This is a genomic window from Hydrogenophaga sp., from assembly GCF_026125785.1.
In the GTDB taxonomy this organism is placed as follows: Bacteria; Pseudomonadota; Gammaproteobacteria; order Burkholderiales; family Burkholderiaceae_C; genus Hydrogenophaga.
The window spans coordinates 62,680-88,264 of sequence record NZ_JAHCKL010000006.1 but is presented as its reverse complement, the minus strand read 5'-3'; the positions used below and the strand labels follow the sequence as shown (position 1 = coordinate 88,264).

The 25,585-nt window shown below is 65.7% G+C and carries 18 protein-coding genes and 1 tRNA gene; 9 read left to right on the top strand and 10 right to left on the bottom strand.

Going from position 1 to position 25,585, the window contains the following annotated elements; translation table 11 throughout:
* Positions 1-16: 16 nt before the first annotated feature.
* Positions 17-1,279, bottom strand: coding sequence for a M48 family metallopeptidase (locus KIT53_RS08375; RefSeq protein WP_297750495.1), 1,263 nt, complete (start codon positions 1,277-1,279; stop codon positions 17-19).
* A 46-nt stretch (positions 1,280-1,325) separates the two neighbouring features.
* Here KIT53_RS08375 and orn point away from each other — a divergent pair, with 46 nt between their 5' ends.
* The 3 genes from orn (at position 1,326) to KIT53_RS08360 (ending at position 5,566) form a co-directional block, all read left to right on the top strand.
* The gene (orn, locus tag KIT53_RS08370; protein ID WP_297750492.1) at positions 1,326-1,919 is read left to right on the top strand and encodes an oligoribonuclease; all 594 of its coding nucleotides are present in this window, start codon (positions 1,326-1,328) and stop codon (positions 1,917-1,919) included.
* A 59-nt stretch (positions 1,920-1,978) separates the two neighbouring features.
* Positions 1,979-3,565, top strand: a complete 1,587-nt coding sequence (locus KIT53_RS08365; protein ID WP_297750488.1) for an inorganic phosphate transporter — start codon at positions 1,979-1,981, stop codon at positions 3,563-3,565.
* Between the two features lie 339 nt (positions 3,566-3,904).
* Positions 3,905-5,566, top strand: a complete 1,662-nt coding sequence (locus KIT53_RS08360) for a DEAD/DEAH box helicase (protein ID WP_297750485.1) — start codon at positions 3,905-3,907, stop codon at positions 5,564-5,566.
* Between the two features lie 59 nt (positions 5,567-5,625).
* On the opposite strand, the gene KIT53_RS08355 is transcribed toward KIT53_RS08360, so the two are convergent.
* Positions 5,626-5,701: transfer RNA gene (locus tag KIT53_RS08355), tRNA-Ala, on the bottom strand.
* A 28-nt stretch (positions 5,702-5,729) separates the two neighbouring features.
* Positions 5,730-6,638: an NAD(P)-dependent oxidoreductase gene (locus KIT53_RS08350; RefSeq protein WP_297750482.1), complete on the bottom strand. Its 909-nt coding sequence runs from the start codon at positions 6,636-6,638 to the stop codon at positions 5,730-5,732.
* A 132-nt stretch (positions 6,639-6,770) separates the two neighbouring features.
* On the opposite strand from KIT53_RS08350, the gene KIT53_RS08345 reads away from it, so the two are divergent.
* Positions 6,771-7,655 (top strand): alpha/beta hydrolase, encoded by an 885-nt coding sequence (locus tag KIT53_RS08345; RefSeq protein ID WP_297750478.1) that lies wholly within the window; start codon positions 6,771-6,773, stop codon positions 7,653-7,655.
* A 19-nt stretch (positions 7,656-7,674) separates the two neighbouring features.
* Here the strand turns inward: KIT53_RS08345 and KIT53_RS08340 are convergent, their stop codons facing one another.
* Positions 7,675-8,652, bottom strand: coding sequence for a GMP reductase (locus KIT53_RS08340; protein WP_297750475.1), 978 nt, complete (start codon positions 8,650-8,652; stop codon positions 7,675-7,677).
* Positions 8,653-8,883: 231 nt separating this feature from the next.
* On the opposite strand from KIT53_RS08340, the gene KIT53_RS08335 reads away from it, so the two are divergent.
* The gene (locus KIT53_RS08335) at positions 8,884-11,223 is read left to right on the top strand and encodes a UvrD-helicase domain-containing protein (protein ID WP_297750472.1); all 2,340 of its coding nucleotides are present in this window, start codon (positions 8,884-8,886) and stop codon (positions 11,221-11,223) included.
* Between the two features lie 49 nt (positions 11,224-11,272).
* Here the strand turns inward: KIT53_RS08335 and KIT53_RS08330 are convergent, their stop codons facing one another.
* Positions 11,273-13,426, bottom strand: a complete 2,154-nt coding sequence (locus KIT53_RS08330) for a PhoX family phosphatase (protein WP_297750469.1) — start codon at positions 13,424-13,426, stop codon at positions 11,273-11,275.
* A 64-nt stretch (positions 13,427-13,490) separates the two neighbouring features.
* The gene (asd, locus tag KIT53_RS08325) at positions 13,491-14,393 is read right to left on the bottom strand and encodes an archaetidylserine decarboxylase (RefSeq protein ID WP_297750465.1); all 903 of its coding nucleotides are present in this window, start codon (positions 14,391-14,393) and stop codon (positions 13,491-13,493) included.
* Positions 14,394-14,456: 63 nt separating this feature from the next.
* On the opposite strand from asd, the gene KIT53_RS08320 reads away from it, so the two are divergent.
* Positions 14,457-16,103 (top strand): aminotransferase class III-fold pyridoxal phosphate-dependent enzyme, encoded by a 1,647-nt coding sequence (locus tag KIT53_RS08320; protein WP_297750462.1) that lies wholly within the window; start codon positions 14,457-14,459, stop codon positions 16,101-16,103.
* A gap of 18 nt (positions 16,104-16,121) precedes the next feature.
* On the opposite strand, the gene KIT53_RS08315 is transcribed toward KIT53_RS08320, so the two are convergent.
* Positions 16,122-16,721, bottom strand: coding sequence for a hypothetical protein (locus KIT53_RS08315; RefSeq protein ID WP_297750459.1), 600 nt, complete (start codon positions 16,719-16,721; stop codon positions 16,122-16,124).
* A 117-nt stretch (positions 16,722-16,838) separates the two neighbouring features.
* Here KIT53_RS08315 and KIT53_RS08310 point away from each other — a divergent pair, with 117 nt between their 5' ends.
* Positions 16,839-18,077 (top strand): glycosyltransferase family 1 protein, encoded by a 1,239-nt coding sequence (locus tag KIT53_RS08310; protein WP_297750456.1) that lies wholly within the window; start codon positions 16,839-16,841, stop codon positions 18,075-18,077.
* A 111-nt stretch (positions 18,078-18,188) separates the two neighbouring features.
* Positions 18,189-20,444, top strand: coding sequence for an alkaline phosphatase PhoX (locus KIT53_RS08305; protein ID WP_297750453.1), 2,256 nt, complete (start codon positions 18,189-18,191; stop codon positions 20,442-20,444).
* A gap of 75 nt (positions 20,445-20,519) precedes the next feature.
* Here the strand turns inward: KIT53_RS08305 and KIT53_RS08300 are convergent, their stop codons facing one another.
* Genes KIT53_RS08300 through KIT53_RS08290 form a run of 3 tightly spaced genes read right to left on the bottom strand, consistent with a single transcriptional unit; the run spans position 20,520 to position 22,669 of the window.
* Complete coding sequence (locus tag KIT53_RS08300; protein ID WP_297750450.1) at positions 20,520-21,314, bottom strand: BPSS1780 family membrane protein; 795 nt, start codon at positions 21,312-21,314, stop codon at positions 20,520-20,522.
* Positions 21,311-22,318, bottom strand: coding sequence for a homoserine kinase (locus KIT53_RS08295; RefSeq protein ID WP_297750447.1), 1,008 nt, complete (start codon positions 22,316-22,318; stop codon positions 21,311-21,313). Before KIT53_RS08295 ends, KIT53_RS08300 begins: the two co-directional genes overlap by 4 nt.
* A gap of 18 nt (positions 22,319-22,336) precedes the next feature.
* A complete protein-coding gene (locus KIT53_RS08290; protein WP_297750444.1) occupies positions 22,337-22,669 on the bottom strand; it encodes a hypothetical protein in 333 nt (110 codons plus the stop codon).
* A 61-nt stretch (positions 22,670-22,730) separates the two neighbouring features.
* Here KIT53_RS08290 and polA point away from each other — a divergent pair, with 61 nt between their 5' ends.
* On the top strand, positions 22,731-25,514 hold the full coding sequence (polA, locus tag KIT53_RS08285; RefSeq protein ID WP_297750441.1) for a DNA polymerase I: 2,784 nt from the start codon (positions 22,731-22,733) through the stop codon (positions 25,512-25,514).
* Positions 25,515-25,585: the final 71 nt, after the last annotated feature.

The window sequence follows — 25,585 nt, the reverse complement described above, 5'->3', positions numbered from 1 at the left end:
CAGGGCGGTCGGCGTTTCAGGAGGTGCGCAGCCGTGAGAGGCGCTCGCTGGCAGGTGGGTGCGAATAGTAGAAGCGGGCGTAGACAGGGTCGGGTGTCAATGTGCTTGCATTGTCTTTGTAAAGCTTGAGCAGCGCACTGGCCAGATCGTCGCCGCTGGTCTGGGCAACGGCGAAGGCGTCCGCCTCGAACTCGTGCCGGCGCGACAACTGGGCCATCAGAGGGGAGAGGAAGTAGGTGAACAGCGGCACCACCATGAGGAAGAGCAGCAAAGCCAGCGCGTCGTTGGGCGTGTCCATGGACGGCGTGACCCCCAGCCCACTGAAGAACCAGGCCTGGCTGCTCACCCAGCCCAGCAGCGCAAAGCCTCCCAGGCTGAGCGCGAACAGCAGCACGATGCGTTGCAGGATGTGACGCCGCTTGTAGTGGCCCAGTTCGTGGGCCAGCACCGCGTCGATCTCCCCGGGGTTGAGTTGCTGCAGCAAGGTGTCGAAGAAGACCACACGCTTGGCCGCACCAAAGCCCGTGAAGTACGCATTGGCATGCGCGCTGCGCCGGCTGCCATCCATCACGAACAGGCCTTTGGCCGAGAAACCGCAGCGTTGCATGAGCGCGTTTACGCGTGCGCGCACGGTCTCGTCCGCCAGCGGCTCGAACTTGTTGAACAAGGGCGCGATCACGGTAGGGTAGAGCACCAGCGCGAGCAGGTTGAACATCATCCAGGCACCCCATGCCCAGAGCCACCAGGCGGGGCCTGCCGTGCCCATGAGCCAGAGCACCAAGGCCGCGATCGGCAGTCCGATGACCGCGCCCACCAGCGCGCCCTTGAGGAGGTCGCTCAGCCAGAGGGAGAGGGTCATTTTGTTGAATCCGAAGCGTTCTTCCAGGCGGAAAGTGGCGTACCAGCCCAACGGCAGGGAAATCAGGCTGCCCAGCAGTGCAAAGGCCGCCAGCAGGGCCAGTTGCTGGACCATGCCGGGGCCCAACGCTTCGAGCAAGGTCCGGTTGAGCCAGTCCAGGCCGCCCAGCAGCGTCCAGCCCAGCAGCACGGCGGCCTCGACAGCCATCTCCAACAGGCCCAGCCTCGATTTGGCGATGGTGTAGTCGGCGGCTTTCTGGTGTGCCGCGAGGGTGATGGTGTCGCTGAAGGCGGGCGGTACCTTCTCGCGGTGGCGTGCCACGTGCCGGATCTGCCGGCTGGTCAGTACCGTGCGCACGACCAGACCCAGTACCAGCAAGGCGCAGAAGACGAGGGTGAATGCAAAGGAGGCGTTGTCCATGCCCCGGAGTCTAGGGCCTGGTGGCGGATCGGCGAAAATCGCGGCCATGACTTCCGAAGCTTCCACCACCCCGGTGTCCGACGACGCCCTCCCCACCCTGACCAAGAGCGACCAGAACCTGGTCTGGATCGATTGCGAGATGAGCGGTCTCGACCCCGAGAAGGAGCGCCTGCTCGAGATTGCCGTCATCGTCACGGGCCCGCAACTGACGCCGCGTGTGGAGGGGCCCGTGCTGGTCGTCCATCAGAGCGACGCGGTGCTCGATGCCATGGACAACTGGAACAAGGGCACGCACGGCAGGAGCGGCCTGATCGACAAGGTCAAGGCCAGCACCGTGTCTGAAGCGCAGGCCGAGGCCACGCTGCTGGAGTTCATCAGCCGGTACGTCCCCCGGAACGCGTCCCCGATGTGCGGCAACACCATCAGCCAGGACCGCCGCTTCCTGGTGAAGTACATGCCCCGGCTGGAAGCCTACTTCCACTACCGGTGCCTGGACGTGAGTACGCTCAAGGAGCTGGCGCGGCGTTGGAGGCCCGAGGTCTTCGAGGCTTTCAAGAAGCACCAGAAGCACACGGCACTGGCCGATGTGCATGAGTCCATTGACGAACTCGAGCACTACCGCGCCCATTTCCTGCGCTGAAGGTGGCCTCCGGGCAAACATGCCGCATGTCAGAATCGTGACATTCATTCGCCATTCACATGACAAAAAAGTCCCGCTCCCGTTTCATCGCGCGTAACCAGGAAGTGCTGCAACTGGCGGCCGCGGTGCTTTTTCTGATCCTGGTGGGTGTCTATGCCTCGCTGACCGGTGCTTCCACGACCGGTCTGAACACCACGGCCGTGTGGTTGCTGATCGTGGCCGCCGCCGTGGGGGCCTATATGGCCATGAACATCGGCGCCAACGATGTGGCCAACAACATGGGGCCTGCCGTGGGTTCCGGGGCCATGACCATGGGCTGGGCCATTCTGGTGGCCGCTACGTTCGAGGCCCTGGGGGCCATCGTGGCCGGGGGAGATGTGGTGGGCACCATCAAGGGAAACATCATTGATTCCGCGCGCATCGCGGACCCCACGCAGTTCGCTTGGGTCATGTTCGCGGCGCTGCTGGCCGGTGCGCTTTGGCTGAACCTGGCCACGGCACTGGGTGCCCCGGTGTCCACCACGCATTCCATCATCGGCGCGGTGATGGGTGCAGGCATCGCGGCGGGTGGCTGGGGCCTGGTGAACTGGGAGACCATTGGTGCCATCGTGATCAGCTGGGTGATCTCGCCGCTGGCGGGTGGCGCCATGGCCGCAGCGTTTCTTTACCTGATCAAACGCAGCGTGACGTATCGCAGCGACAAGACGGAGGCCGCCAGCCGGGTGGTGCCCATCCTGATCGCCATGATGGTCTGGGCCTACACCGCCTACATGCTGCTCAAGGGGCTGGGCCAACTGGTGAAAGTGGGCCTGCCGGTAGCGGCACTCGTGGCCACGGTCGTCTCCGTGGTGGTATGGGTGCTCATCCGCAAGCCTATCGCGCGCATGGCCATGAGACAGGAAAACAGCAAGGACGGCGTGAACCGCCTGTTCACCTGGCCACTGGTCTGTTCTGCGGCGCTGCTGAGCTTCGCGCATGGCGCCAACGACGTGGCCAACGCCATTGGCCCGCTGGCGGCGATCTACGAGGCGGTCAAGGAGGGCGCGATCGCCACCAAGGCCGGAACGCCGCTGTGGATCATGGTGCTGGGCGCACTCGGGCTTTCCGTCGGCCTGGCCCTGTATGGCGCGCGGTTGATCCGCACGGTGGGCAAGGAGATCACCGAGCTGGACAACATGCGTGCGTACGCCATCGCCATGTCGGCCACGCTCACCGTGATCGTGGCCTCCCATTTTGGTATGCCGGTGTCTACCACCCACATTTCCATCGGCGCTGTCTTCGGCGTGGGCTTCCTTCGAGAATTGCTCAAGGTGAACTACGCCAAGATGGAGTCCGTGGTGCGGGCGGGCCACCAGGGAATGGACCGGGAGGAGGTCGAGGCTTATCTGCAGCGCTTTGAAGTGGCCGAGGTCAGCGAAAAGAAGCGCATGCTGGCCGATATGAAGCGGCGCGCCAAGCAGCGCGAAGCCGCCGAAGGCGCTGTCTTCGCCAAGAAGGAGCAGAAGGCCTTCAAGAAGGCCTACAAAAAGGAAATCGTCAAGCGTTCTGTCGTGATGCGCATCGTGGCGGCCTGGATCGTGACCGTGCCGGCCACCGCGCTGCTGGCGGCCATCCTGTTCCAGATCGTGGCTGCCGTTCTTCGTTGAGCTGCGCGACGCTAGGGTTTTCCCGAAAACTGTGCGACAATCGCTGGCTTCGCAGGCAACTGCGAAGTTTTGTGCATCTGCCTCACACACAAGGCCCCGCCGGATTCCCGTTCCAGCTTTTCTCAAGTTGGCCACGCCGGCAATCGAAAGGGCCATCGCTCCCGCAGTCACCGATCCCTCGGCTTGACTCAGGCGCGTCGTCCGTTGCGTGGTTGATGTTGTGTAACCACGAACGGATCAAGTACCCAGGAGTTGCCACCACCCCGTGGCCCAGGCTCCCGGTAACTTTTTTCGATCAAGACCTTTGATCTATGGCGCCCACAAGGCGCCCGCATAAACATGAGCGACTCTTTTGAAGACCGTGGCGCCTTCGCGCCCGAACTCCCGTCCATCGACATGGACACCAGCCCTTCCGCACCTGCCGAGCCCAATGGTTTTGAGCGCCTGGGACTGGCACGCGAACTGGTGCAGGCCTGCGCGGACTTGGGCTATGTGCAGCCCACCCCGGTGCAGGACAGAGTGGTGCCCAAAGCCATGTTGGCGACGGGCGAGCAGCGCTACGAGGACCTGATGGTCTCCAGTCAGACTGGCAGTGGCAAGACGGCTGCATTCCTTCTGCCCGTGTTGCACACCCTGTTGCAACAGCGTGCCGAATCCCAAGCCAAGGAACGCGAGCAGCGCGAGCGTGCGGCGGCCGAGGCTCTGGCGCGCGGCGAGGCCCCGCCCAAGCTGCCCAAGCGCAAGGATCCGACCAACCCGCGCAACTTCAAAGCAGCGACACCCGGCGCTCTCATCCTGTGCCCCACGCGAGAGCTCGCACAGCAGGTAGCGAATGACGCCATCGATCTGGTTCGCCACTGCCGCGGCTTGCGCATTGCCAACGTGGTCGGTGGCATGCCGTACCAATTGCAGATCGCGCGCCTGCAGAATGCCGATCTCGTGGTGGCTACGCCGGGCCGTCTGCTCGATCTGCAGCGCTCCCAGCAGCTCAAGCTCGATCAGGTGCAGTTCCTGGTGGTGGACGAGGCCGACCGCATGCTCGACCTGGGTTTCTCTGACGACTTGGCCGAAATCAATGCCCTGACCAGCCAGCGCGGCCAGACCATGATGTTCTCGGCCACCTTCGCGCCGCGCATCCAGCAACTCGGCATGCGCGTGATGCACGACGACGGCAAGCATGTGCAGAAGGTGCAGATCGATTCCCCGCAAGAGCAGCACGCCAATATCACACAGGTGCTGTTCTGGGCCGATCATGCCGACCACAAGCGCAAGCTGTTGGACCACTGGCTGCGCGACACCTCCATCAATCAGGCCGTGGTCTTCTGCAGCACGCAGATCGAATGCGATGGCCTGGCCAACGATCTGCAGCAGGCGGGCTTTGCCGCGGTTGCCCTGCACGGTGCGCTGAGCCAGGGCATGCGCAACCGCCGTCTGATGGCGCTGCGCAATGGCCAGGTGCAGATCCTCGTGGCCACCGACGTGGCCGCGCGTGGTATCGACGTGCCCACCATCACCCACGTGTTCAATTTCGGCCTGCCCATGAAGGCCGAGGACTACACGCACCGCATCGGCCGCACCGGTCGCGCGGGACGTGATGGCCTGGCCGTCACGTTCGCGGAATTCCGTGACCGCCGCCGCATCGCCGACATCGAGGGCTACACGCGCCAGCGCATTCGCGTCGATACCGTGCCGGGCCTGGAACCACGCCAGCGCCCGCCGCAGCCGGAGCACAGCTTTGGGCGCGGCCGTCCAGGCGGAGGCCGCGGTGGTGCCGACCGCTTCTCCGGTGATCGCCGCAATGCAGCCCCGCGTGGCGAATTCCGCCACGAGCCGCAGCGGCCCGGCGCGGCTGGCCGCGGTTTTGCTGAACGGAGCGCACCCGACCGTCGCGCACCCCGTGGTAACGCAGGCGGCTTCGCCAGCTTTGGCCGCAGCGACAAGGGCTTTGAGTCACGCGGTGGTGCTGCAAGGCCCGCCCAGGGCCGGCGCGGTCCGCGCTGATCTGTATCGCCAGAAAAAAGGCCCGCAGCTTGAACAGCTACGGGCCTTTTTGATTTGGCTGGTGGAGACGAGGAGGATCGAACTCCCGACCTTCGCATTGCGAACGCGACGCTCTCCCAGCTGAGCTACGTCCCCATGGGGCGCAATGGTAGCAAAGAATGCTTCAGGCCATGCCGTTGCGGCTGGCGAGTTCGACAAAAAGCGCGGAGTGATCGAGGTCGGCCAGGCCATGGTCGGCGGCTTGCGCGAAGAGACTCTCGAAGAGTTGCGTGACCGGGGCCTCAAAGCCGATTTCACCGGCGGTGGCCAGTGCGTTGCGCATGTCCTTGAGTTGCACCGAGACGGCACCGCGTTTGGTGAAATCGCGCTCGATCATGCGCTGGCCGTGCACCTGCAGGATGCGGCTGTCGGCGAAGCCGCCTGTGATCGCCTCCTTGACCCGGGCCATGTCCGCGCCGCCCTTCTCACACAACAGCAGCGCCTCGGCGACCGCGCCGATCGTAATACCCACGATCATCTGATTGGCCAGTTTGGCCAATTGACCGGCGCCGGTGGGCCCCACGTACGTGGGGCGGCCCAGCAATTCCAGCACCGGTCGCACACGCTCGAAATCGGCCTGCCTGCCGCCGACCATGATGGCCAGTTGTCCCTGTTCCGCACCCAGGGTGCCGCCCGACACCGGGGCGTCGAGGTGTTGCACGCCCAGCGCCGCGAGGCGGGCCGCGTGGTCACGTGCCTGGCGCGGCTGGATCGAGGACATGTCCACGACCAGCGCATGGGGCTGCAGGTGCTCGGCGGCACCTTGTCTAAAGAGCACGTCTTCCACCACTTCCCCGCTTTCCAGCAATGTGATCACGACCTCGGCCTGGGCGCATGCGTCGCCGGGGCTGTCCGCCACACGGGCTCCGAAGGGCTGCAAGCGCTCGGCCTTGATGCGGGACCGGTTCCAGGCGCTGACGTCGCAACCCGCTTCGCACAGCCGGCGGCCGATGGGCAGTCCCATCATGCCGACGCCGAGCACGGCGATGCGGATGGGGGTCGACAAGGGGTGATGGGCAGTGGGCGTGTTCACGTCGGCTTCCGTTGAAAGTCAAAAAATTGTAGAAGTCTGGCGGGTCTGGCGCCGGCCCGGGTGAAATAGGCCGTCTTCGCGCTGTGCCGATGGGGATGCCGCCGAGGGCACCCCATGACACAATGCCGCTCCATGAGCAAGTCTGAGCAATTTGACCCTGTCTGGCTGGACCGCGAATACAACAACCGCGCTCGTGTTCCTGCGCATGCCGTGCACCTGGAGCGCTGGGCGCGGGACTCGGCCCTCGCGCGTCAGCGCCTGCCGGCGCTGCTCGATGTCCGGTACGGTCATGGCCATGGGGAGTCGCTGGACATCTTTCCGGCAGTCCGTTCGCCCGGAGCGTCGCTGGCGCCCGTGCTGGTCTTCATCCATGGTGGCTGGTGGCGCAGCCTGGACAAGGCCGACCACTCCTTCGTCGCCCCGCCGTTCGTCGCGGCGGGTGCTTGCGTGGTGGTGCCGAACTACGCGCTGTGTCCAGCCGTGACCATTCCCGACATCACGCTGCAGATGGTGCATGCCCTGGCGTGGGTGCACCGGCACATCGCCGCGCATGGAGGCGATCCCGACCGCATCACCGTGGCCGGCCATTCGGCTGGCGGGCATCTCTCGGCCATGATGCTGGCGTGCGAATGGACCCGGGTCGGGGATGACCTGCCCCCGTCGCTGGTGAAGAACGCGATGTCGATCTCTGGTTTGCATGATCTGGAGCCGGTGCGGCACACGCCGTTCCTGCAGGACGCGTTGAGGCTCACCCCCGCCCAGGTGGGCATGGCCAGCCCCGCCTACCTGCCGCCACCCGCCATGCGGGAGGGTCGGGGCCGGCTGTATGCGCTGGCTGGTGGCCAGGAAAGCAGCGAGTTCCTGCGCCAGAACCAGCTTATCCAGGATGCCTGGGGTCCGCGCGTGGTGCCGGTGTGCGCGGCGCTGGACGGGCTGGACCATTTCAGCATCGTCGAGGCCTTCGCGCAGCCAGGGCATCGGCTCCACGCCATGGCGCGCGAACTGCTCGACGCCTGAGTTCGCAGCGCCGTCTGTCTTACATCAGCAGGTGCTCGCCGGCGTTGTCGCCGCCGAGGATCACGTAGTTCACCTTGCGGATGTCCATCAGCTTCGTTCCCCCGGCGTAGCTGATGGAGCTCTGAACGTCCTGTTCCATTTCCACCAGCGTGTTGGCCAGCGGGCCCTTGATGGGTTCCAGGATGCGCTTGCCTTCAACGTGCTTGTACTCGCCTTTGTTGAAGTCGCTGGCGGAGCCGTAGTACTCTTTGTAGAGTTCGCCATCGACTTCCACCGTCTTGCCCGGTGATTCCTCGTGGCCCGCAAACAGCGAGCCGATCATGACCATGGTGGCGCCGAAGCGGATGCTCTTGGCGATATCACCATGGCTGCGGATGCCACCGTCCGCGATGATGGGCTTGGTCGCCACGCGGGCGCACCACTTGAGCGCCGAGAGTTGCCAGCCACCGGTACCGAAGCCGGTCTTGAGCTTGGTGATGCACACCTTGCCTGGGCCGACGCCCACCTTGGTCGCATCGGCACCCCAGTTCTCCAGGTCGATCACGGCCTCTGGCGTGGCCACGTTGCCCGCGATCACAAAGGACGAGGGCAACTTTCGCTTGAGGTAGGCAATCATGTTCTTCACGCTGTCGGCATGGCCGTGGGCAATGTCGATGGTGATGTATTCCGGTACCAGGCCTTCGGCCGCCAATTGGTCGACTGTGGCGTAGTCTGGCGCCTTCACACCCAGGGAGATGGAGGCGTAGACACCGGCTGCGCGCATGTCGCGCACCAGCTTCACGTTGTCCAGGTCGAAGCGGTGCATGACATAGAAGTAACCGTTCTTTGCCAGCCAGATGCAGATGGACTCGTCCACCACCGTCTTCATGTTGGCCGGCACCACCGGCAGGCGGAAACGCCGTGCGCCCAGCTCAACGCCGGCGTCGCATTCGGACCGGCTGTCCACGCGGCACTTGCGCGGCAACAGCAGGACGTTGTCGTAGTCGAAAATTTCCATGGAAAACCAAGCTCCGAAAAACTGTTGTGGAACAGGTGAGCGCTTGGCTTGAGCCGGTCTTTGTGGTCCTTGGTATGTGGTGGCCACAAAAAACCGGGCGCAAGAATCTTGGGCCCGGTGCCTGATTCTACCCGTGGCCTTGTCCTTGGGGACATGGGCTGACCGATATGAAGGGCATACGGATCCTGGCATGTTCCCGTGCACCGCGGCGCAGTTTCTACAATCGGCCTCATGCCGTCAGAAGAATCCTCGCAAGCCGCCCTGTTCGGCTCCCCGCTGCTGGCGGGCCTCAATGCCGAACAGGCCGCCGCTGTCACGCTCCCAGCCGAACATGCGCTTATCCTCGCCGGAGCCGGTTCGGGCAAGACCCGTGTGCTGACCACACGCATTGCCTGGTTGCTGCAGACCGGGCAGGTGGGGCCTGGTGGCATCCTGGCCGTGACATTCACGAACAAGGCTGCCCGGGAGATGATGACCCGGCTTTCGGCGATGCTGCCTGTGAATGTGCGCGGCATGTGGATTGGCACTTTTCACGGCCTGTGCAACCGCTTTCTGCGCGCCCACCACAAGCTGGCCAACCTGCCGCAGACCTTTCAGATCCTGGACACGCAGGACCAGCTCTCCGCCATCAAGAGGCTGTGCCGACAGTTCAATGTGGACGATGAACGCTTCCCGCCCAAGCAACTGCAGTACTTCATCAGCGGTTGCAAGGAGGACGGCCAACGTCCTGCCGACGTGGTGGCCCGCGACGAAGAGACCCGCAGGAAAGTGGAGCTGTACGCCCTCTACGAGGAGCAATGCCAACGCGAAGGGGTGGTGGATTTCGGCGAGCTGATGCTGCGCAGCTACGAAGTCCTGCGCGACAACGATCCGGTGCGCGAGCACTACCAACGGCGTTTCCGCCATATCCTGATCGACGAGTTCCAGGACACCAATCGACTGCAGTACGCCTGGCTCAAGCTGTTCAGCGCTCCGCCGCTGGAAGGACTGCCAGGATCGGGCAACGCGGTCTTCGCCGTGGGGGACGACGACCAGAGCATCTATGCGTTCCGGGGTGCTCGCGTGGGCAACATGGCCGACTTCGTGCGTGAGTTCCAGGTGCGCCACCAGATCAAGCTCGAACAGAACTACCGCAGCGTGAGCAACATCCTGGAATCGGCCAACGAGCTCATCAGCCGCAACACGCGCCGCCTTGGCAAGAACCTGCGCACCGATGCGGGGGCAGGGGAACCTGTGCGGGTGTACGAAGCCACCAGCGACCTTGCCGAGGCGCAATGGGTGGTGGATGAGATGAAGCAGCTCGTGCGCGAGGACATGCCGCGCAGCGAAATGGCCATCCTCTACCGCAGCAACGCACAGAGCCGGGTGCTGGAGACCGCGCTGTTCAACGCGGGGCTGCCGTACCGCGTGTATGGCGGTCTGCGCTTCTTCGAGCGAGCGGAGATCAAGCATGCGCTGGCCTATCTGCGCTTGCTGGAGAACCCCAACGACGACACCAGTTTCCTGCGCGTGGTGAACTTCCCGCCGCGGGGCATCGGTGCCCGCAGCGTTGAACAGCTGCAGGACGTGGCGCGTGCGTCCGGCTGTTCACTGCACGATGCCGTGAGTGCCGTGACCGGGCGCGCAGGGGCTGCCATCGGCGCCTTTGTCGCGAAGCTGGACGTGATGCGCGAGCAGACCCAGGGCATGAGCCTGCGCGAAATCGTGGAGCTGGTGCTGGAGCACAGTGGGCTGGTCGAGCACTACCGTGCCGAGCGCGAGGGGCAGGACCGGGTGGAGAACCTGGAGGAACTGGTCAATGCGGCGGAGAGCTTCGTTTCGCTGGAAGGCTTTGGCCGCGAGGCCGTTGCGCTGACCCAGAGCCCGGCGAGCCAGGGCCTGGACCCCGCCGCGGAGCTGGAGCGTGTGGACGCCGATACCGGAGAGACACTCAGCCCGCTGGTGGCTTTTCTGACCCATGCCGCGCTGGAATCCGGCGACAACCAGGCGCAGGCCGGCCAGGACGCGGTGCAGCTCATGACCGTGCACGCGGCCAAGGGACTGGAGTTCGACTGCGTTTTCATTGCTGGCCTGGAAGAGGGGCTGTTTCCGCACGAGAACTCGATGAGCGACCGGGACGGGCTGGAGGAGGAACGCCGCCTGATGTACGTCGCCATCACCCGCGCGCGCAAGCGGCTCTACCTCAGCCACTCGCAGACGCGCATGCTGCATGGCCAGACACGCTACAACCTGCGCAGCCGCTTCTTCGACGAACTGCCCGCGGTCTGCCTGAAGTGGCTGACGCCGCAGCAACCGGCCTGGCAGGAAGGGCGGCGCGGTGTCGGTGCACCTGTGGCCGCGCTGCAGCCCGCGTGGTCGCCGGGCTTTCGCGAACGGACGGCCGGCCCGGCGCCCGAGCCCGACAGGGGCACCGACGTGCGCGCCGGCATGGCGGTTTTCCACAACAAGTTCGGCGAAGGCAAGGTACTCGCCGTCGAGGGAGCCGGTGCCGATGCGCGCGCGCAGGTCAGCTTCACGCGCCACGGCACCAAGTGGCTGGCGCTCAGCGTGGCCAAGCTCACGCCGATCTAGAGCGCTCGCGCCCTGCGCTGCCGGGCGGGCGCCTCGGGTACCCGGTTCATCAGGTGCCGATCAGGCCGCCATCGTCCTTGGTGATGACGATGGTGGCCGAGCGAGGCCGTTGGCCTGCGCCGTACCCCGCACTGGCAGGCCATTGGCTCTCGTACTTCGACGGGTCGCGCACATCCGCCATCTTGGTGTTTTCGCCCGCGTGCTGGATGTTGACGAACAGGGCGCGGCCATCGGGCGTTTCGGTGATGCCGGTGATCTCGGCGCCCTTCGGTCCGACCAGGAAGCGCTTGAGCGTGGCAGGTGTTTGCGTCCGGCCCACGTGCGTGGTTACCTGCCGGCTGCCATGCGTCAGCGTGCGGCTCTCGCCGTCGCCGCGTTGACCCGGCAGGGCCGCGAGCAGCATGCAGTTGGTCTTGTCGGTGTAGGCGCCGTCGTCGGTCTCTATCCAGCAGATGCCGGTGGCTTTGCTGAACACCAGGCCATCGGGAGAGGACAGGTCGTTCTCGTCGGTGAGGTTGGAGAGGTTCACGCTGGAGCGGTCCGCGTCCGCTTCGGCCGCAAAGAGGTAGATGTCCCAGCGGAAAGTGTCTGCGGCCGGCGTGGCCTCGGCCAGCCGCATGATGTGGCCGTGCACGTTGCCTTTTTGCTCCTTGCCGGCCTTGAGGTCGGTGTAGGCGCGCGGGTTGGCCGCGTCGGTGGTGGAGGGCGTGCGTGCGCTGTTGTTGGTGAGCGTGATGTAGACCTCGCCGTTGCGCGGATTGACGCCCGCCCATTCCGGCCTGTCCATGCGCGTGGCACCGACGGCATCGGCGGCCAGGCGGGTGAAGACGGCCACATCGGCTTCGTCCTTGAACTCGAAGTAGGAACTGCCCGCGATCACCGGGTTGTCCATGGAGAGCTTGAGCCATTCGCCGCTGCCGTCGTTCTTGAAGCGCGCCACGTAGAGGGTGCCTTTGTCGAGGTATTTGTCACCCGCGGCCAACCGGTTGGCTGGACGTGCATCGGCCGGATCCCATGGGGCGGCCGACACGAACTTGTAGATGTATTCGCCGCGCGCGTCATCGCCCATGTAGGCCACCACCGGCTCGCCGGCCCGCGGGCGCGCGAAGGTGGCGTTCTCGTGGCCCATGCGGCCCAGCGCCGTGCGCTTGCGCAGCACGCTGTTGCGGTCGTAGGGGTCGAGCTCGACGATGTAGCCGAACGTGTTCATCTCGTTGCGGTAGTCGTCGCGGGCGCCCGCGCCCTTGGCGCTGATGTTCCAGCGCGCGTAGGTGTCGGCGTCGCCACCGCTTTCCCAGCCATGGCGGCTGGGTGCGCCCGCCTTGCGGCCATAGCGGTTCAGGGCCTGGACCTGTTTGTCTTTCTTGCGGGTGTCGTCGTCACGGGCGTCGCGGAAGAAGTAGCCGAACCAGTTTTCCTCTCCCGAGACCAGGGTGCCCCACGGCGTGCGGCCCGTGCCGCAGTTGTTGAGGGTGCCACGGCTTTGTGTGCCGTCGGCGCTGAAACGGGTCACCAGGTGTTCGCTGCCGCGCGCCGGCCCATGGATGGCCGCTGGCGACTGGGTGGTGATGCGGCGGTTGAACGCGGAGCCGGGCTTGACGGCCCACTGGCGGCCATCGGTCTGCACCTCCACGACGGAAATGCCATGGATCATCAACTCCTTGTCGATCTCGGCTGCAGGGCGCGGCAGCGTGGCCGTGCCGCCGTCGGCATGCAGGAAGAAGGAACTGAGCTTCTCGTCGGTGGTGGCTTCGTGGTTCATGGCCAGCAGGCCACGCGAGGCGAACGTGTCTGAAGCCTGGCCGGCCGCGTCCAGGCCAAACCACTCGATGCCGTCGTGGTGGTCACCCGCACGGTTGGCGAAATCGGTGTCGCTGCCGTCGTTGCGAAACGCCGGCGTGGCCGCCGTGAGCGGATCGCCCAGGGCATAGAGCACGCGTGCGCTGTAGCCGGCGGGTACGGTAACGCGGTCGGCCATGCTTTTGGCCACGGGCGCGAATCCCAACCGATCGACCGGCGTGGACACACCCGCACTGGTGGCGCAGCCGCCGAGCGCGGCAGCGCCGGCAACGCCAACGCCGCCGCGCAGCAGGCCGCGGCGACTCAGGCGGGCCTGCAGCACTTCGTCGAAGTCGGGATGCGTGCTCGGGTTGGAATCCTCGTGATTGAAGAGGTCGCCGGGGCGGTTCGTGTGGGAGCTCATGAAATCCTCGTGGGGAATGGGGCGGACAGGGTTTGGCATGCATGGTGGGACACCTGCATGAAATTCATGTGACGTTTAAAAGTCCGTTTCGTGTCAGGAGAGCCTGGCCCATGCGCAGTCGCTGGCCCTCGGTGATGTCCGCGCAGATGTCGATCCCGGGCGGAGCGAACACCAGGATGGTCGATCCATGCTCGAACCAGCCCATCTCATCCCCTTTGCCATAGCGTGCCTCGCAGGCCAACTGGTTGGGGCCGCGGTACCGCAGGTTCAGCGCCACGTCCAACGCGCGAAGGCGCAGGCTGGCCACCAGAATGGCGGCCACGGGCACCAGCAGCAGAGGCATGCCATCGTCGAGCCGCAGGTGCAGCGCGGCGCGCTCGTTCTTGCAGAAAAGCCGTTCTATGCGCGCCAATGCGATGGGATTGACGTTCCAGGTGTCGCCGCTGAAGTAGGTGACGTGCTCCAGAATGAGTTCCGCCGGCGCATGGAAGCGGTGGTACATGGCCGAAGTCAGCCGCAGCGTGGCAAAGCTGCCACCGCGCAGGCGATCGACCGTGGCTCGCGCCCGTGCGTCGTCGCCGAGCAGGTCGGCCAGCGCGTAGGGGTAGCCTTTGGCCTGGAACACCATGGCGTCGGGGTCCAGCCCGATGCGGCCAACCGCTCCCACGATGGCGTCGCATGGACTGGCCAGAACCTCGGGCCGTGGGTCGATGGTCCGTGCGCCGGGCCGCAGCTCGCGCACGAAGCAGTCGTGCAGGCTGTCGAAAGAGGCCTTCCTGGCATCGCTCAGGTCGATGTCGGTGAAGGTCCGCCAGACGGTCATGGAGGCATGGCGCACCCAGGGGTGGCGCAGGCGGCTGAACCAGCCCATGAAGCGCGTGAGCGCGGCGCGTGGCACGCGGTTGGTGAGCAGGAAGTTGAGGTCCTCGTTGAGCGCGAGGCGGCGCAGGAAATGCAGTTTTTTCATGCTTCAGTCATGTGCGCGTCCTACAACCGACACATTCGTTGTCGTCGAAGGAGCGTGTTCCCTATGGTTGATCTTTCTGTGGCCTGGCCGCTGGGCTCGCTGGCCCTGGCGCTGCCCTATCTGCGTCAGCGCCTGCAGTTGTCTCGGGCCAAGCACCGCTCGCTGGCGGGCCATTCGCGCATGGCCAAGCGGCTGGCCCGCTGGCTGCCGGGCTATGCCTATGACGCGCGGAGCTTCTTCGATGCAGACGGTGCTCCGCCCGAAGTGGCCAGCATCCGCCGTGCGTCGTTCGACACGCTGTCCGCCGGTTTCTCGCAGCGCTATGCGAAAAGCCTGGCGATGACGGCCGAAGTCCGGCCTGGCCTGGCCGACCTGCAATTCACGGGCCGTTACCGCGTGCCCTTCCAGTTCAGTCCGATCGTGCAAGCGCGATTGCCGGTCGGCACGTTCCTCGCCAGCGCCGAAGGCGTGGAGCTCACGGACCTGGACGGCAATCGCTTCATGGATCTCACCGGGTCCTATGGCGTGAATGTGTTCGGCGTTGACTTCTACAAGGACTGCATGGAAGAGGGCGCACGCATCGGTCAGGCGCTGGGCCCTGTGCTGGGCGCCTACCACCCGTGCGTGGTGGACAACGTGGCGCGGCTGCGGGCCCTCTCGGGCCATGAGCAGGTGTCTTTCCACATGTCCGGAACCGAGGCCGTGATGCAGGCCGTTCGACTGGCGCGCTACCACACACGGCGGCGCCATGTGGTGCGCTTCTGCGGTGCCTACCATGGCTGGTGGGAAGACGTGCAGCCCGGCCCCGGCAATCCGATGCCCCCTCGCGAGACCTACACGCTCAAGGAGATGGACGACGCCAGCCTGCGCGTGCTGCGCAGCCGGCGCGACATCGCCTGCGTGCTCATCAATCCTTTGCAGGCACTGCACCCCAATCGCAACGCGCCGGGTGACTCCACGCTGGTGGATGGCAGCCGCCGTGCGGGCTTTGACCGCGCAGCCTATACCGCCTGGCTTCAGCGGCTGCGCGAAGTCTGTTCCGAGCGCGGCATCGTGCTGATCTTCGACGAGGTCTTCCTGGGCTTTCGCCTGGCGCCTGGTGGCGCGCAGGCCTACTTCGGCGTGCAGGCGGACATGGTCACGTACGGCAAGACGCTGGCCGGCGGCTTCCCGGTCGGCGTGGTTTGCGGGCGGTCTGACCTCATGCAGCGCTACCGCGCTCAGCGGCCCGCGGATGTCTGCTTCGCACGCGGCACCTTCAACGCCCATCCTTACGTGATGGGCGGCATGAACGCCTTCTTGCGCCGGTTGGACACCCCGCAGGTACAGGCGATGTACGCCAACCAGGACGCGCTGTGGGACGACAGGGCGCGGCGTTTCAACACCGCCATGGCCGAGCTGAATCTGCCGGTGCGGGCGGCCCACCTGCAGAGCATCTGGACCCTCAGCTACACGCAGCCTGGACGCTATCACTGGATGTACCAGTACTTCCTGCGCTGGCATGGCGTGGCCCTGAGCTGGGTGGGCACTGGTCGCCTGATCTTCGGTCTGCACTGGCGTGAACAGGACTTTGACGAGATGCTGCGGCGCTGCGTGGCGGCAGCGCAGGATATGAAGGCCCAGGGCTGGTGGTGGCAAGGTCCTGGGCTCACGCACCGGTCGATCCGCCACCGGGTGCTGCGCGAGATGCTGAGCCGGCTCGGGTCTTGATGACCGGGTGCGCCGCGCTCAGCCGCGGCGCGCCACGCCGGGATCGATCAACTGTCCGCGCAGCAGGTACAGCGGTGCGCGGTGGTAAAGCAGGATGTCGTGAAAGGGGTCGGTGAGCACCTTGGTCATCCAGACCAGGCCGGTCTTCACGTCGGCAATGAAGAACAGGTGCACGGTGCGGAACAGCAGGCCGCCCACGCCCAGTGCCAGCCAAAGGGTGCCCACCTGGCGGATGTACGGCACCTGTTGCGGATCGAACAGGCCAAAGAGACCTGGCGCGATCGCCACCAGAAGGGGGGCCGCCGCCCACAGCGCCATCAGCACCACCTTGCGGCGCAGGTTGTAGCCGACCTTGATCGCTTCCTTGTGTTCGTGCGTGGCCTGGTTCACGTGGTCATAGCCCTTGGGCTCGAAGAAGAAGTGGCCGGCTTGCCGGCTCGTCATGGACACCAGCCAGGCGATCAGCGCGGCCAGCACCGGGTCGGTCCACAGCAGCGCATACGCCACCACAAAGCTGATGGCACTGACCAGATGCAGTGTCTGGTTGATGCGGCTGTGGTGGTAGTAGCGGTGGTCGTCCCAGCGCTGGGTGTCCAGGTTCTTGAGAAAGTCGTTCACGGTGCCTCCGTCATGGGGTGGGTGTCAAACGGCTGACATGTTGGTTGGCCGATGTGAAAACCCGGTGACAAGGCCCGCTGTCATCAGCCTGTTGCATGGCCTTCTGAAGATGAGCACATGACCCACGTGCCGTCTGACCAGATCGTGGTCGAGGAGTACCCGCCCTCGCGCCCCTCCTTGCGCCTGTCGGTGGTGACAGAAACCTGGCCGCCCGAGATCAATGGCGTGTCGCTCACGCTGGCGCGCCTGGTGCAGGGCCTGTGTGCGCGCAACCATCAGGTGCAACTGGTGCGGCCCCGGCAGACTCGGATCGACCAGGCGCTGAGCGAAGCCGGCTTCCAGGAAGTGCTGATGCGCGGCATGCCGATCCCGCGCTACCCACAGCTCAAGCTGGGACTGCCGGCCAAGCGCGCGCTGGTGCAGGCCTGGACGCTGCAGCGGCCGGACCTGGTGCACATTGCCACCGAGGGCCCTCTGGGCTGGTCGGCGCTGCAGGCCGCGCGCCGCCTTCGCCTGCCGGTCACGTCGGACTTCCGGACCAATTTCCACGCCTACAGCCAGCACTACGGCGTGGGTTGGCTGCGCAAGCCCATCATGGCCTACCTGCGCCGCTTCCACAACCTCACACGCTTGACCATGGTGCCCACGCAGCGTCTGCGTGCCGAACTGCAGGCTGCAGGTTTTGAGCATGTGCGTGTGGTGGCGCGCGGTGTGGACACTGCGTTGTTCAGTCCGGAGCGCCGCAACGAAGGCCTGCGTGCCCAATGGGGGGCGACGCCCCGCAGCCTGGTCTTGCTGACGGTGGGACGGCTGGCGCCAGAGAAGAACCTGGATCTTGCGGTGCAGGCCTTTCACGCGATGCGTGCGCACCATGGCGATGTGAAGATGGTGTTTGTCGGCGACGGGCCGCAGCGGGAGGCGCTGCACGCACGTTGTCCCGAAGCCGTGTTTGCCGGTACGCAGCGGCACGAGGCGCTGGCGACCCACTACGCGTCGGCCGATCTCTTTCTGCAGCCCAGTGTCACCGAGACCTTTGGCAATGTGACCATTGAAGCGTTGGCCAGTGGCTTGCCCGTGCTGGCTTTTGACAGCGCGGCAGCGTCGGACTGGGTGTATCCGGAAGAGAACGGGTGGCTGGTGCCGCTGGGCGACGCGACAGCCTTTCCCGCCCTGGCGGCAGAGCTCGCGCGTGCGCCGCAACGCATCGCGCAGGCTGCGAGCCAGGCCCGCGCGCGCGTGGCGGAACTCGACTGGCATCGGATCGAACGGGAGGTGGAAGGTCTCTTCTTCCAGATCCTGGGCAGTCTGGCGGCGCAGGCCTTGCTGGCCGAAGAGCCCGACGCGCGTCCCGCGTGAATCCTTGATGACAGGCGCGGATGGCAAAGCGCCATGCCGGGTCTTGTGGCGCTTCATGGTCTCGTCACGCTGGCTGCGGACACTGCGCCTGCCATCAACCCTGGAGCAAGCATGTCCCACGACCACGACGAGATCCACAACGAATCCCCCAACGAGCACTTCCAGCAGGTGCTGGAGCGCGGTACGCGCTCAACCCTCACGCGCCGTCACCTCATTCGCGGCGGTGTCGGCCTGGCCGCGCTGTCGTCGATTCCCTTTCTGGCCGGTTGTGGAGGCGGCGGTGACGAAACCCCTGCGCCAACCCCTACTCCCGCGACGCCCACCGAGAAAAGTCTGGGCTTCGACGCGGTGGACAAGAGCTTGCTGGACAACGTGGTGCTGCCCGCTGGCTACACCTATTCCGTGTTGCACGCCACGGGTGACCGGCTGGTCTCCAGCATCCCTGCGTACAGCAACCTCGGTACCGAGACCGACGAATGGACCATGCGTGTGGGCGATCACCACGACGGCATGGACCTGTTCTACATCGATGGCAGCGGCCGCTACAGCAGCAGCGATACGGGTCGTGCCGTTCTGGTGGTCAACCACGAAAGCTCTGCCGATGCCCACTTCTTTCACCCCAGCGGCCAGACTTCCGGCGGAGTCTCCGGCAAGAAGTTCAGCCAGTTCGACAGTTGGGACCTGGGCGTGCGCCCCGAACTCGAGGTGCTCAAGGAGATCAACCACCACGGCGTGTCCGTGGTCGAGGTGGGCAAGGACAGCGGCGGCAAGTGGACCTACAAGATCGACTCGCTGTACAACCGGCGCATCACGGGCCAATCGCCCATGCGCATCACCGGCCCTGCGGCGCATCTGGCCGACATCCGCAGCTTCATGGTGACCCGTTACGACACCACCGGAGCCACCTCACGCGGTACGCTCAACAACTGCGGCCACGGCAAGACGCCGTGGGGCACCTACCTGGCCTGCGAGGAAAACTGGGCGGCCTATTTCTTCATGCCAAACGGTTCGGTCGATGTGGACGCCCGGACCAAGACCTCGCGCCAGCGCTACGGCGTGATGCGTGCGCCCAACACCGCGGCCACCGCCGGTTCGCAAGGCTGGTCGAACACCGCGACCGCCGGCACCGACGACCGCTTCGGTCGCTGGAACGTGTCAGCGCCGGGAGCGTCCGCCGCCCAGGACTTCCGCAATGAACCCAACACCTTCGGCTTCATCGTGGAGATCGATCCGCTGGCCAGCGGCACGCCGGCCAAGCGCGTGGCCATGGGACGTTTCGCGCACGAGGCCGCCGTGTGCGGTCTGCCGGTGGAAGGCCAGCCCCTGGCTTTCTACATGGGCTGCGATTCGCGCAACGAGTACATCTACAAGTTCGTTTCCAGTGCGGTCTGGAGCGCGGCGGACGTGGGCGGTGGCCTGGCCGCAGGCGACAAGTACCTCAACGAAGGCAAGCTCTACGTCGCCAGATTCAACGACAACGGTACCGGTGAGTGGCTGGAACTCAACAGCGCCCATCCCCTGATCGCCGGCTACGCGACCTACACCTTCGCGAACCAGGCCGATGTGCTGATCAATGCCCGTCACGCGGCCGACGCCGTGGGCGCGACCAAGATGGACCGGCCGGAGTGGGGTGCGGTGAATCCGGCCAACGGAGAGATCTACTTCACCCTGACCAACAGCAACGCGGCCAGCCGTCCCGTGGCCGGTACCAACGCGGCCAATCCGCGCTCCTACGCCGACAACGACGGCCGCGCGCAGACCGGCAACCCCAACGGGCACATCATCCGGTTCAAGGAGACGGCCGGTGCGTCCAGCGCGACGGGCTTCACCTGGGACATCTTCCTCTTCGGTGCCGAAGAGGACGCGAGCACCGACATCAATCTCTCGGGGCTGACGGCGAAGAATGCGTTCTCCTCGCCCGATGGCCTGTGGTTCAGCAAAGCCAGCGGCATCTGCTGGATCCAGACCGATGATGGCGCCTACACCGACGAGACCAATTGCATGCTGCTCGCGGCCATCCCGGGTTCTGTCGGCGACGGGCGCGCGATCACCGTCAACAACAGCCTGGGGGGCGCCACCGGTACGCAAGCCACCTTCATCGGCGCCGCGATGGGCGAAACCCGCCTGCGCCGCTTCCTGGTGGCACCCAAGGGCTCAGAGGTGACCGGCATCACGGAGACGGCCGACGGCAAGGCGATCTTCGTGAACATCCAGCACCCAGGGGAGAACACCCCGGCACTGGGGGCGGCGGCCAGCTTCACATTCCAGAGCCAGTGGCCGGGCAACCAGGGCCATGCACCGGCGGGGCGCCCCCGTTCGGCCACCATCGTGATCACCCGCACGGACGGGGGCGTGATCGGCCTTTGACGCACCTTGGCGGCTGGCCGCAGGGAAGGCCGGCGCACGCAGGTGTGCCGGCCTTCTTGTTTTCCCTGGTCTGGTTCAGCGGTCGCCTGTCTGGGCCGTGGTGTCTTCCGTGACGAAGCTGTCGCGGAAGGTGAAATAGATCGACGCATGGAACATCGATGCCAGCAGCAGCACGATCGGGTAGAGCACCATGCCAGCAAACTGTGAGCCACCGGCGATACCGCCGATCAGGCTCATCACCAGGCCCACCAGCATGAACACGCCCACCCAGCCCAGAAAATAGAACAGCATGGCCCACTTGTTGGACCAGCAGGCCATGACGCTGAAGAACAGGCTCTTGAGCGGACTCACGCGGTGCCAGTGCACCAGTGCCGGCGCGTGCCAGAAGGCCATGAACAGCGGGATGTACAGCACCATCGCCACCCACAGGCCGGTGTCGGCGAACAACGCGCGCACCATCTCGGGAGACACCTCGCCGCTGGGCAGGTCGGCGGGCGGTGGGGGTACCTCCGGGCCCAACAGGGCGGAAAGGCCCAGCACCAGCATCAGGCCCCCCGCGTAGAGCGCACCCAGGATCAGCATGTTGCGCGTCTGTTCGGCCCCCGAACGGAACGCCAGCACCAGCAGGGAGGGCATGGGAAAACGCCCTTGCGACGCCTCGCGGCTGGCCGCCATCAGGCCCAGGGTGGCCGCGGGCACCAGACCAAGCGAGACGAAGGTGCCCAGCAGCGGCACCAGGGAGATCACCGAGACGGCGGCCATGAACATGAAGAACAGTCCCGCCAGCGCCAGCGGCTGGCGAAAGAAGGTCTTCATGCCCAGGCGCACCCACTGCAGGCCGGTGCGTGCGGGAACAATGTGGAGTTTCATGCGGGCAGGCAGGTGTCTTCGCGCAACAGGGCCGAGAGGGCCTGTGTATCGCGCACGCGCGCGCGCAGCACGCGCTCGAAATGGGTGGGGTCGTGAGCCTGCAGCAAGGCCGCTTCGCGGGGCAGGTGCAGGTCCCACAGTCTCGACAGCCAGAAACGCAGCGCACCAGCGCGCAACAACGCGGGGAACAGGTGGCGCTCGGCCGCCGTCAGCGGTCGCACCGCCTGGTAGGCCGCCAGCATTGCCAGGGAGCGGGGCAGGTCCAGCGAACCGTCGTGCGCGCGGTCGTGCAGCACGCACCAGTCGTTGAGGCAGACCGCGAGATCGAACAGGAAGGTGTCGCTGCCGGCGAAGTAGAAATCGAAGAAGCCGGTGAGTTGGCCGTCCTCGAACATCACGTTGTCGCGGAACAGGTCGGCATGAATGGGGCCGCGCGGCAGCGCGGCGTAGGCAGGGCCCGCCGCCACATGGTTCTGGAAGGCCAGTTCGGCTCGGATGAGGCCGGCCTGCTCGGTGTCCAGGAACGGCAGCACCACGGGCACCGTCTCGTTCCACCACGCCAGGCCGCGCAGATTGGGCTGGCTCAGTGGGAAGTCACGTCCGGCCAGGTGCATGCGCGCCAGCATGCCGCCCACCGCTTCACAGTGGGGCACCTCAGGTTGCAGCTCGCTGCGTCCGCGCAGCTTGTCCACCACGGCCGCCGGCTTGCCCTGCAGGGTGTGAACCAGCGCACCTTGCGCATTGGCCGCCGGCTCGGGCACGGGGATGCCCTTGCCCGCGAGGTGCTTCATGTAGTGCAGGTAGAAGGGCAACTGCTCGAAGCCCAGGCGCTCGAAGAGGGTGAGCACATGCTCCAGGGTGGCGCCATCGCGCTCACTGGTGACGAAATAGTTGGTGTTTTCGATGCCGCCCTGTATGCCTTGCAGCCGGGTGAGTTCACCCAGGCCCAGGTTGCGCAGGAGTTCGGCGGCGTCATTGAAGGCCACTTCGGTGTAGACGGCCATGGGGTCGTTCGGGAGAGGTCAGAAGCTCAGCACGCGCCAGCTGCTGCGGCCGGCGTTGCCGGTGCGCTGGCCGCCGACGTCGCCGGTGGCGGAGGAGGAGGGGTCGGTGTTGATCTGGTAGGCCGGTGCACCGTTCTTGGGTTGCACTGCGATGCTCTGCGTCTGCCCGCCCACACGCAGTTCGTCGATGCGTGTGAGCGCGTCCTCGTGCGTGATGCGTTCGATGCGGTCACGTGGCGAGGTCGCCTGGGGCGCGGATTCCGCCGGGGCGGTCTGCTGAGCCAGCGCCGGCGCGGCCAGCAGCACACCCAGGGCCAGGGCGCTCAGCGGGAGAAGGGTTCGGGTGCTCATGCCCCATTGTAGGCAATGGCCGGCCTGTACCGGTGGTTTTGAATTCCCCCACAATCGCGCCATGTCCGACGCCCAATCCCCCGACGTTCCCGCCAGCCAGACCTTGTTGCTGGTCGATGGCTCCAGCTACCTCTACCGTGCCTTCCACGCCATGCCCGATCTGCGGGCGGTGCCCGGTGATTCCACAAGCCCGGCCACGGGCGCCATCCGCGGCATGGTGAACATGATGGAGAAGCTGCGCAAGGACTACCCGTTTCTCTACGGCGCCTGCGTGTTCGATGCCAAGGGGCCGACTTTCCGCGATGAGATCTATCCGGCGTACAAGCAGCAGCGTGCACCCATGCCCGACGACCTGCGTGCACAGATCGCACCCATCCACGAGGTGGTGCGCCTGCTGGGGTGGACGGTGCTTGACGTGCCCGGTGTGGAGGCCGATGACGTGATCGGCACACTGGCCGTGACGGCGGCGCGCCAGGGCATGCGTGTGGTTGTCTCCAGCGGCGACAAGGACCTGGCCCAGTTGGTGGACGAACACATCACGATCATCGACACGATGAACGGCAAGCTGCGCGATCTGGCCGGGGTGGAGGCCGAATTCGGCGTACCGGCGCGCCTGATGGTGGATTTCCAGACCCTGGTTGGCGACCAGATCGACAACGTGCCCGGTGTGGAAAAGGTCGGCCCCAAGACGGCGGCCAAGTGGCTGCAGGAGTACGGTTCGCTTGACGCCCTGGTGGCGCGCGCATCGGAGGTCAAGGGGGTGGCGGGCGAGAACCTGCGCAAGGCGTTGGACTGGTTGCCCACCGGACGCCAACTGCTCACCATCAAGACCGACTGCGACCTCAACGGCTTCGTGCCCGGCCTGCCGTCGCTGGAGTCCATTCGCATCGGTGAGCCCCGACAGGAGGCGCTCCAGTCTTTCTACACCACGTATGGCTTCAAGGGGCTGGCGGCCAAGGCGGCGGCTGCGGCCCCCGCGGCGGGGAGCGATGAGCCGGGGCTGTTCGACGAGCCGGGCGAGCCCGCGCAAACCGTCCGCAACGAGCTTGCCTACGACACCATCCTGACCTGGGAGGCTCTGGACCAATGGCTCGAACGCCTTCGCGCGGCCGACCTGGTGGCACTGGATACCGAGACCACCTCGCTCGATGAGATGCGGGCCGAGATCGTGGGCATTTCCTTCAGCGTCCAACCCGGCGAGGCGGCCTATGTGCCGTTGCGCCACAGCGGCCCCGATGCACCCGAGCAACTGCCGTTCGACGACGTGCTGGCACGGCTCAAGCCCTGGCTGGAAGACCCGAAGCACCTCAAGCTGGGCCAGCACGTCAAGTACGACCGCCACGTGTTTGCCAACCACGGCATCGAGGTCCAGGGCTATGCGCACGACACCCTGCTGCAAAGCTATGTGCTGGAGGTGCACAAACCCCATGGACTGGCCAGCCTGGCCGAACGGCACCTGGGCCGCAAGGGCATCAACTACGAGGACCTCTGCGGCAAGGGCGCGCACCAGATCCCGTTCGCCCAGGTCGACGTGGCCAAGGCCGCCGAGTACTCCTGTGAGGACAGTGACCAGACGCTGGACGTTCACCGAGTGCTCTGGCCCCGCCTGCAGGCCGACGAGCGCTTGCGCTTCATCTACGAACTGGAAATGGCTTGCAGCGAGGTGCTCTACCGCGTGGAACGCAATGGTGTGCTGATCGACGCACAGACCCTCGCCACGCAAAGCCACGAACTCGGGCAGCGCATCGTTGCCCTGGAGCAGGAGGCCTATGCCATCGCTGGCCAGCCCTTCAATCTCTCCAGCCCCAAACAACTGGGGGAGATATTCTTCGACAAGCTGGGCCTGCCGGTGGTCAAGAAGACCGCTACCGGCGCACGCAGCACCGACGAGGAGGTGCTGGAGAAACTGGCCGAGGACTACCCGCTGCCGGCCAAGATCCTTGAACACCGCAGTCTCTCCAAGCTCAAGGGGACGTACACCGACAAGCTGGCCCAACTGGCGCTGCCGCGCACCGGCCGGGTGCACACCCACTACGCGCAGGCCGTGGCCGTGACGGGGCGTCTGTCCAGCAACGACCCCAATCTGCAGAACATCCCCATCCGCACGCCCGAGGGGCGGCGTGTGCGCGAGGCTTTCGTCGCGCCGCCCGGTTACCTGATCGCCAGCGCCGACTATTCGCAGATCGAACTGCGCATCATGGCCCACATCAGCGGTGACGAGGCGTTGCTGCGCGCCTTTCATGAGGGGCAGGACGTGCACCGCGCGACCGCTGCCGAGGTGTTCGGCGTTGAACCGGCCCAGGTGAGCAGCGAACAGCGCCGCTACGCCAAGGTCATCAACTTCGGCTTGATCTACGGCATGAGTGCCTTCGGTCTGGCCAAGGCACTGGGCATCGACAACACCGCGGCCAAGAACTACATCACCCGCTATTTCGAGCGCTTCGAAGGGGTGCGGCGCTACATGGACGACACCCGCGAGAGCGCCCGGGAAAAGGGCTACGTGGAGACCGTCTTCGGGCGCCGCCTCTACCTGCCGGAGATCAAGAGCCCCAACGGTCCGCGGCGCAGCGGCGCCGAGCGGGCCGCCATCAACGCGCCCATGCAAGGCACGGCGGCCGACCTGATCAAGCTGAGCATGGTGGCGGTGCAAAAGGCCCTGGATGAGCAGCGCCGGCGCACCCGCATGATCATGCAGGTGCACGACGAACTGGTGTTCGAGGTGCCCGAAGGAGAGGTCGACTGGCTGCGGACCGAGGTTCCGGCGCTGATGGCGGGCGTGGCGGCACTGCGCGTGCCACTGGTCGCCGAGGTCGGCGTCGGCCCGAACTGGGACAAGGCGCATTGAGCCACAGCCCCTCGGGGAAAAGGTGAACTTCGTGCGTTCCACGGAGTCTTTGGCTTTTTAACCCACCCAAA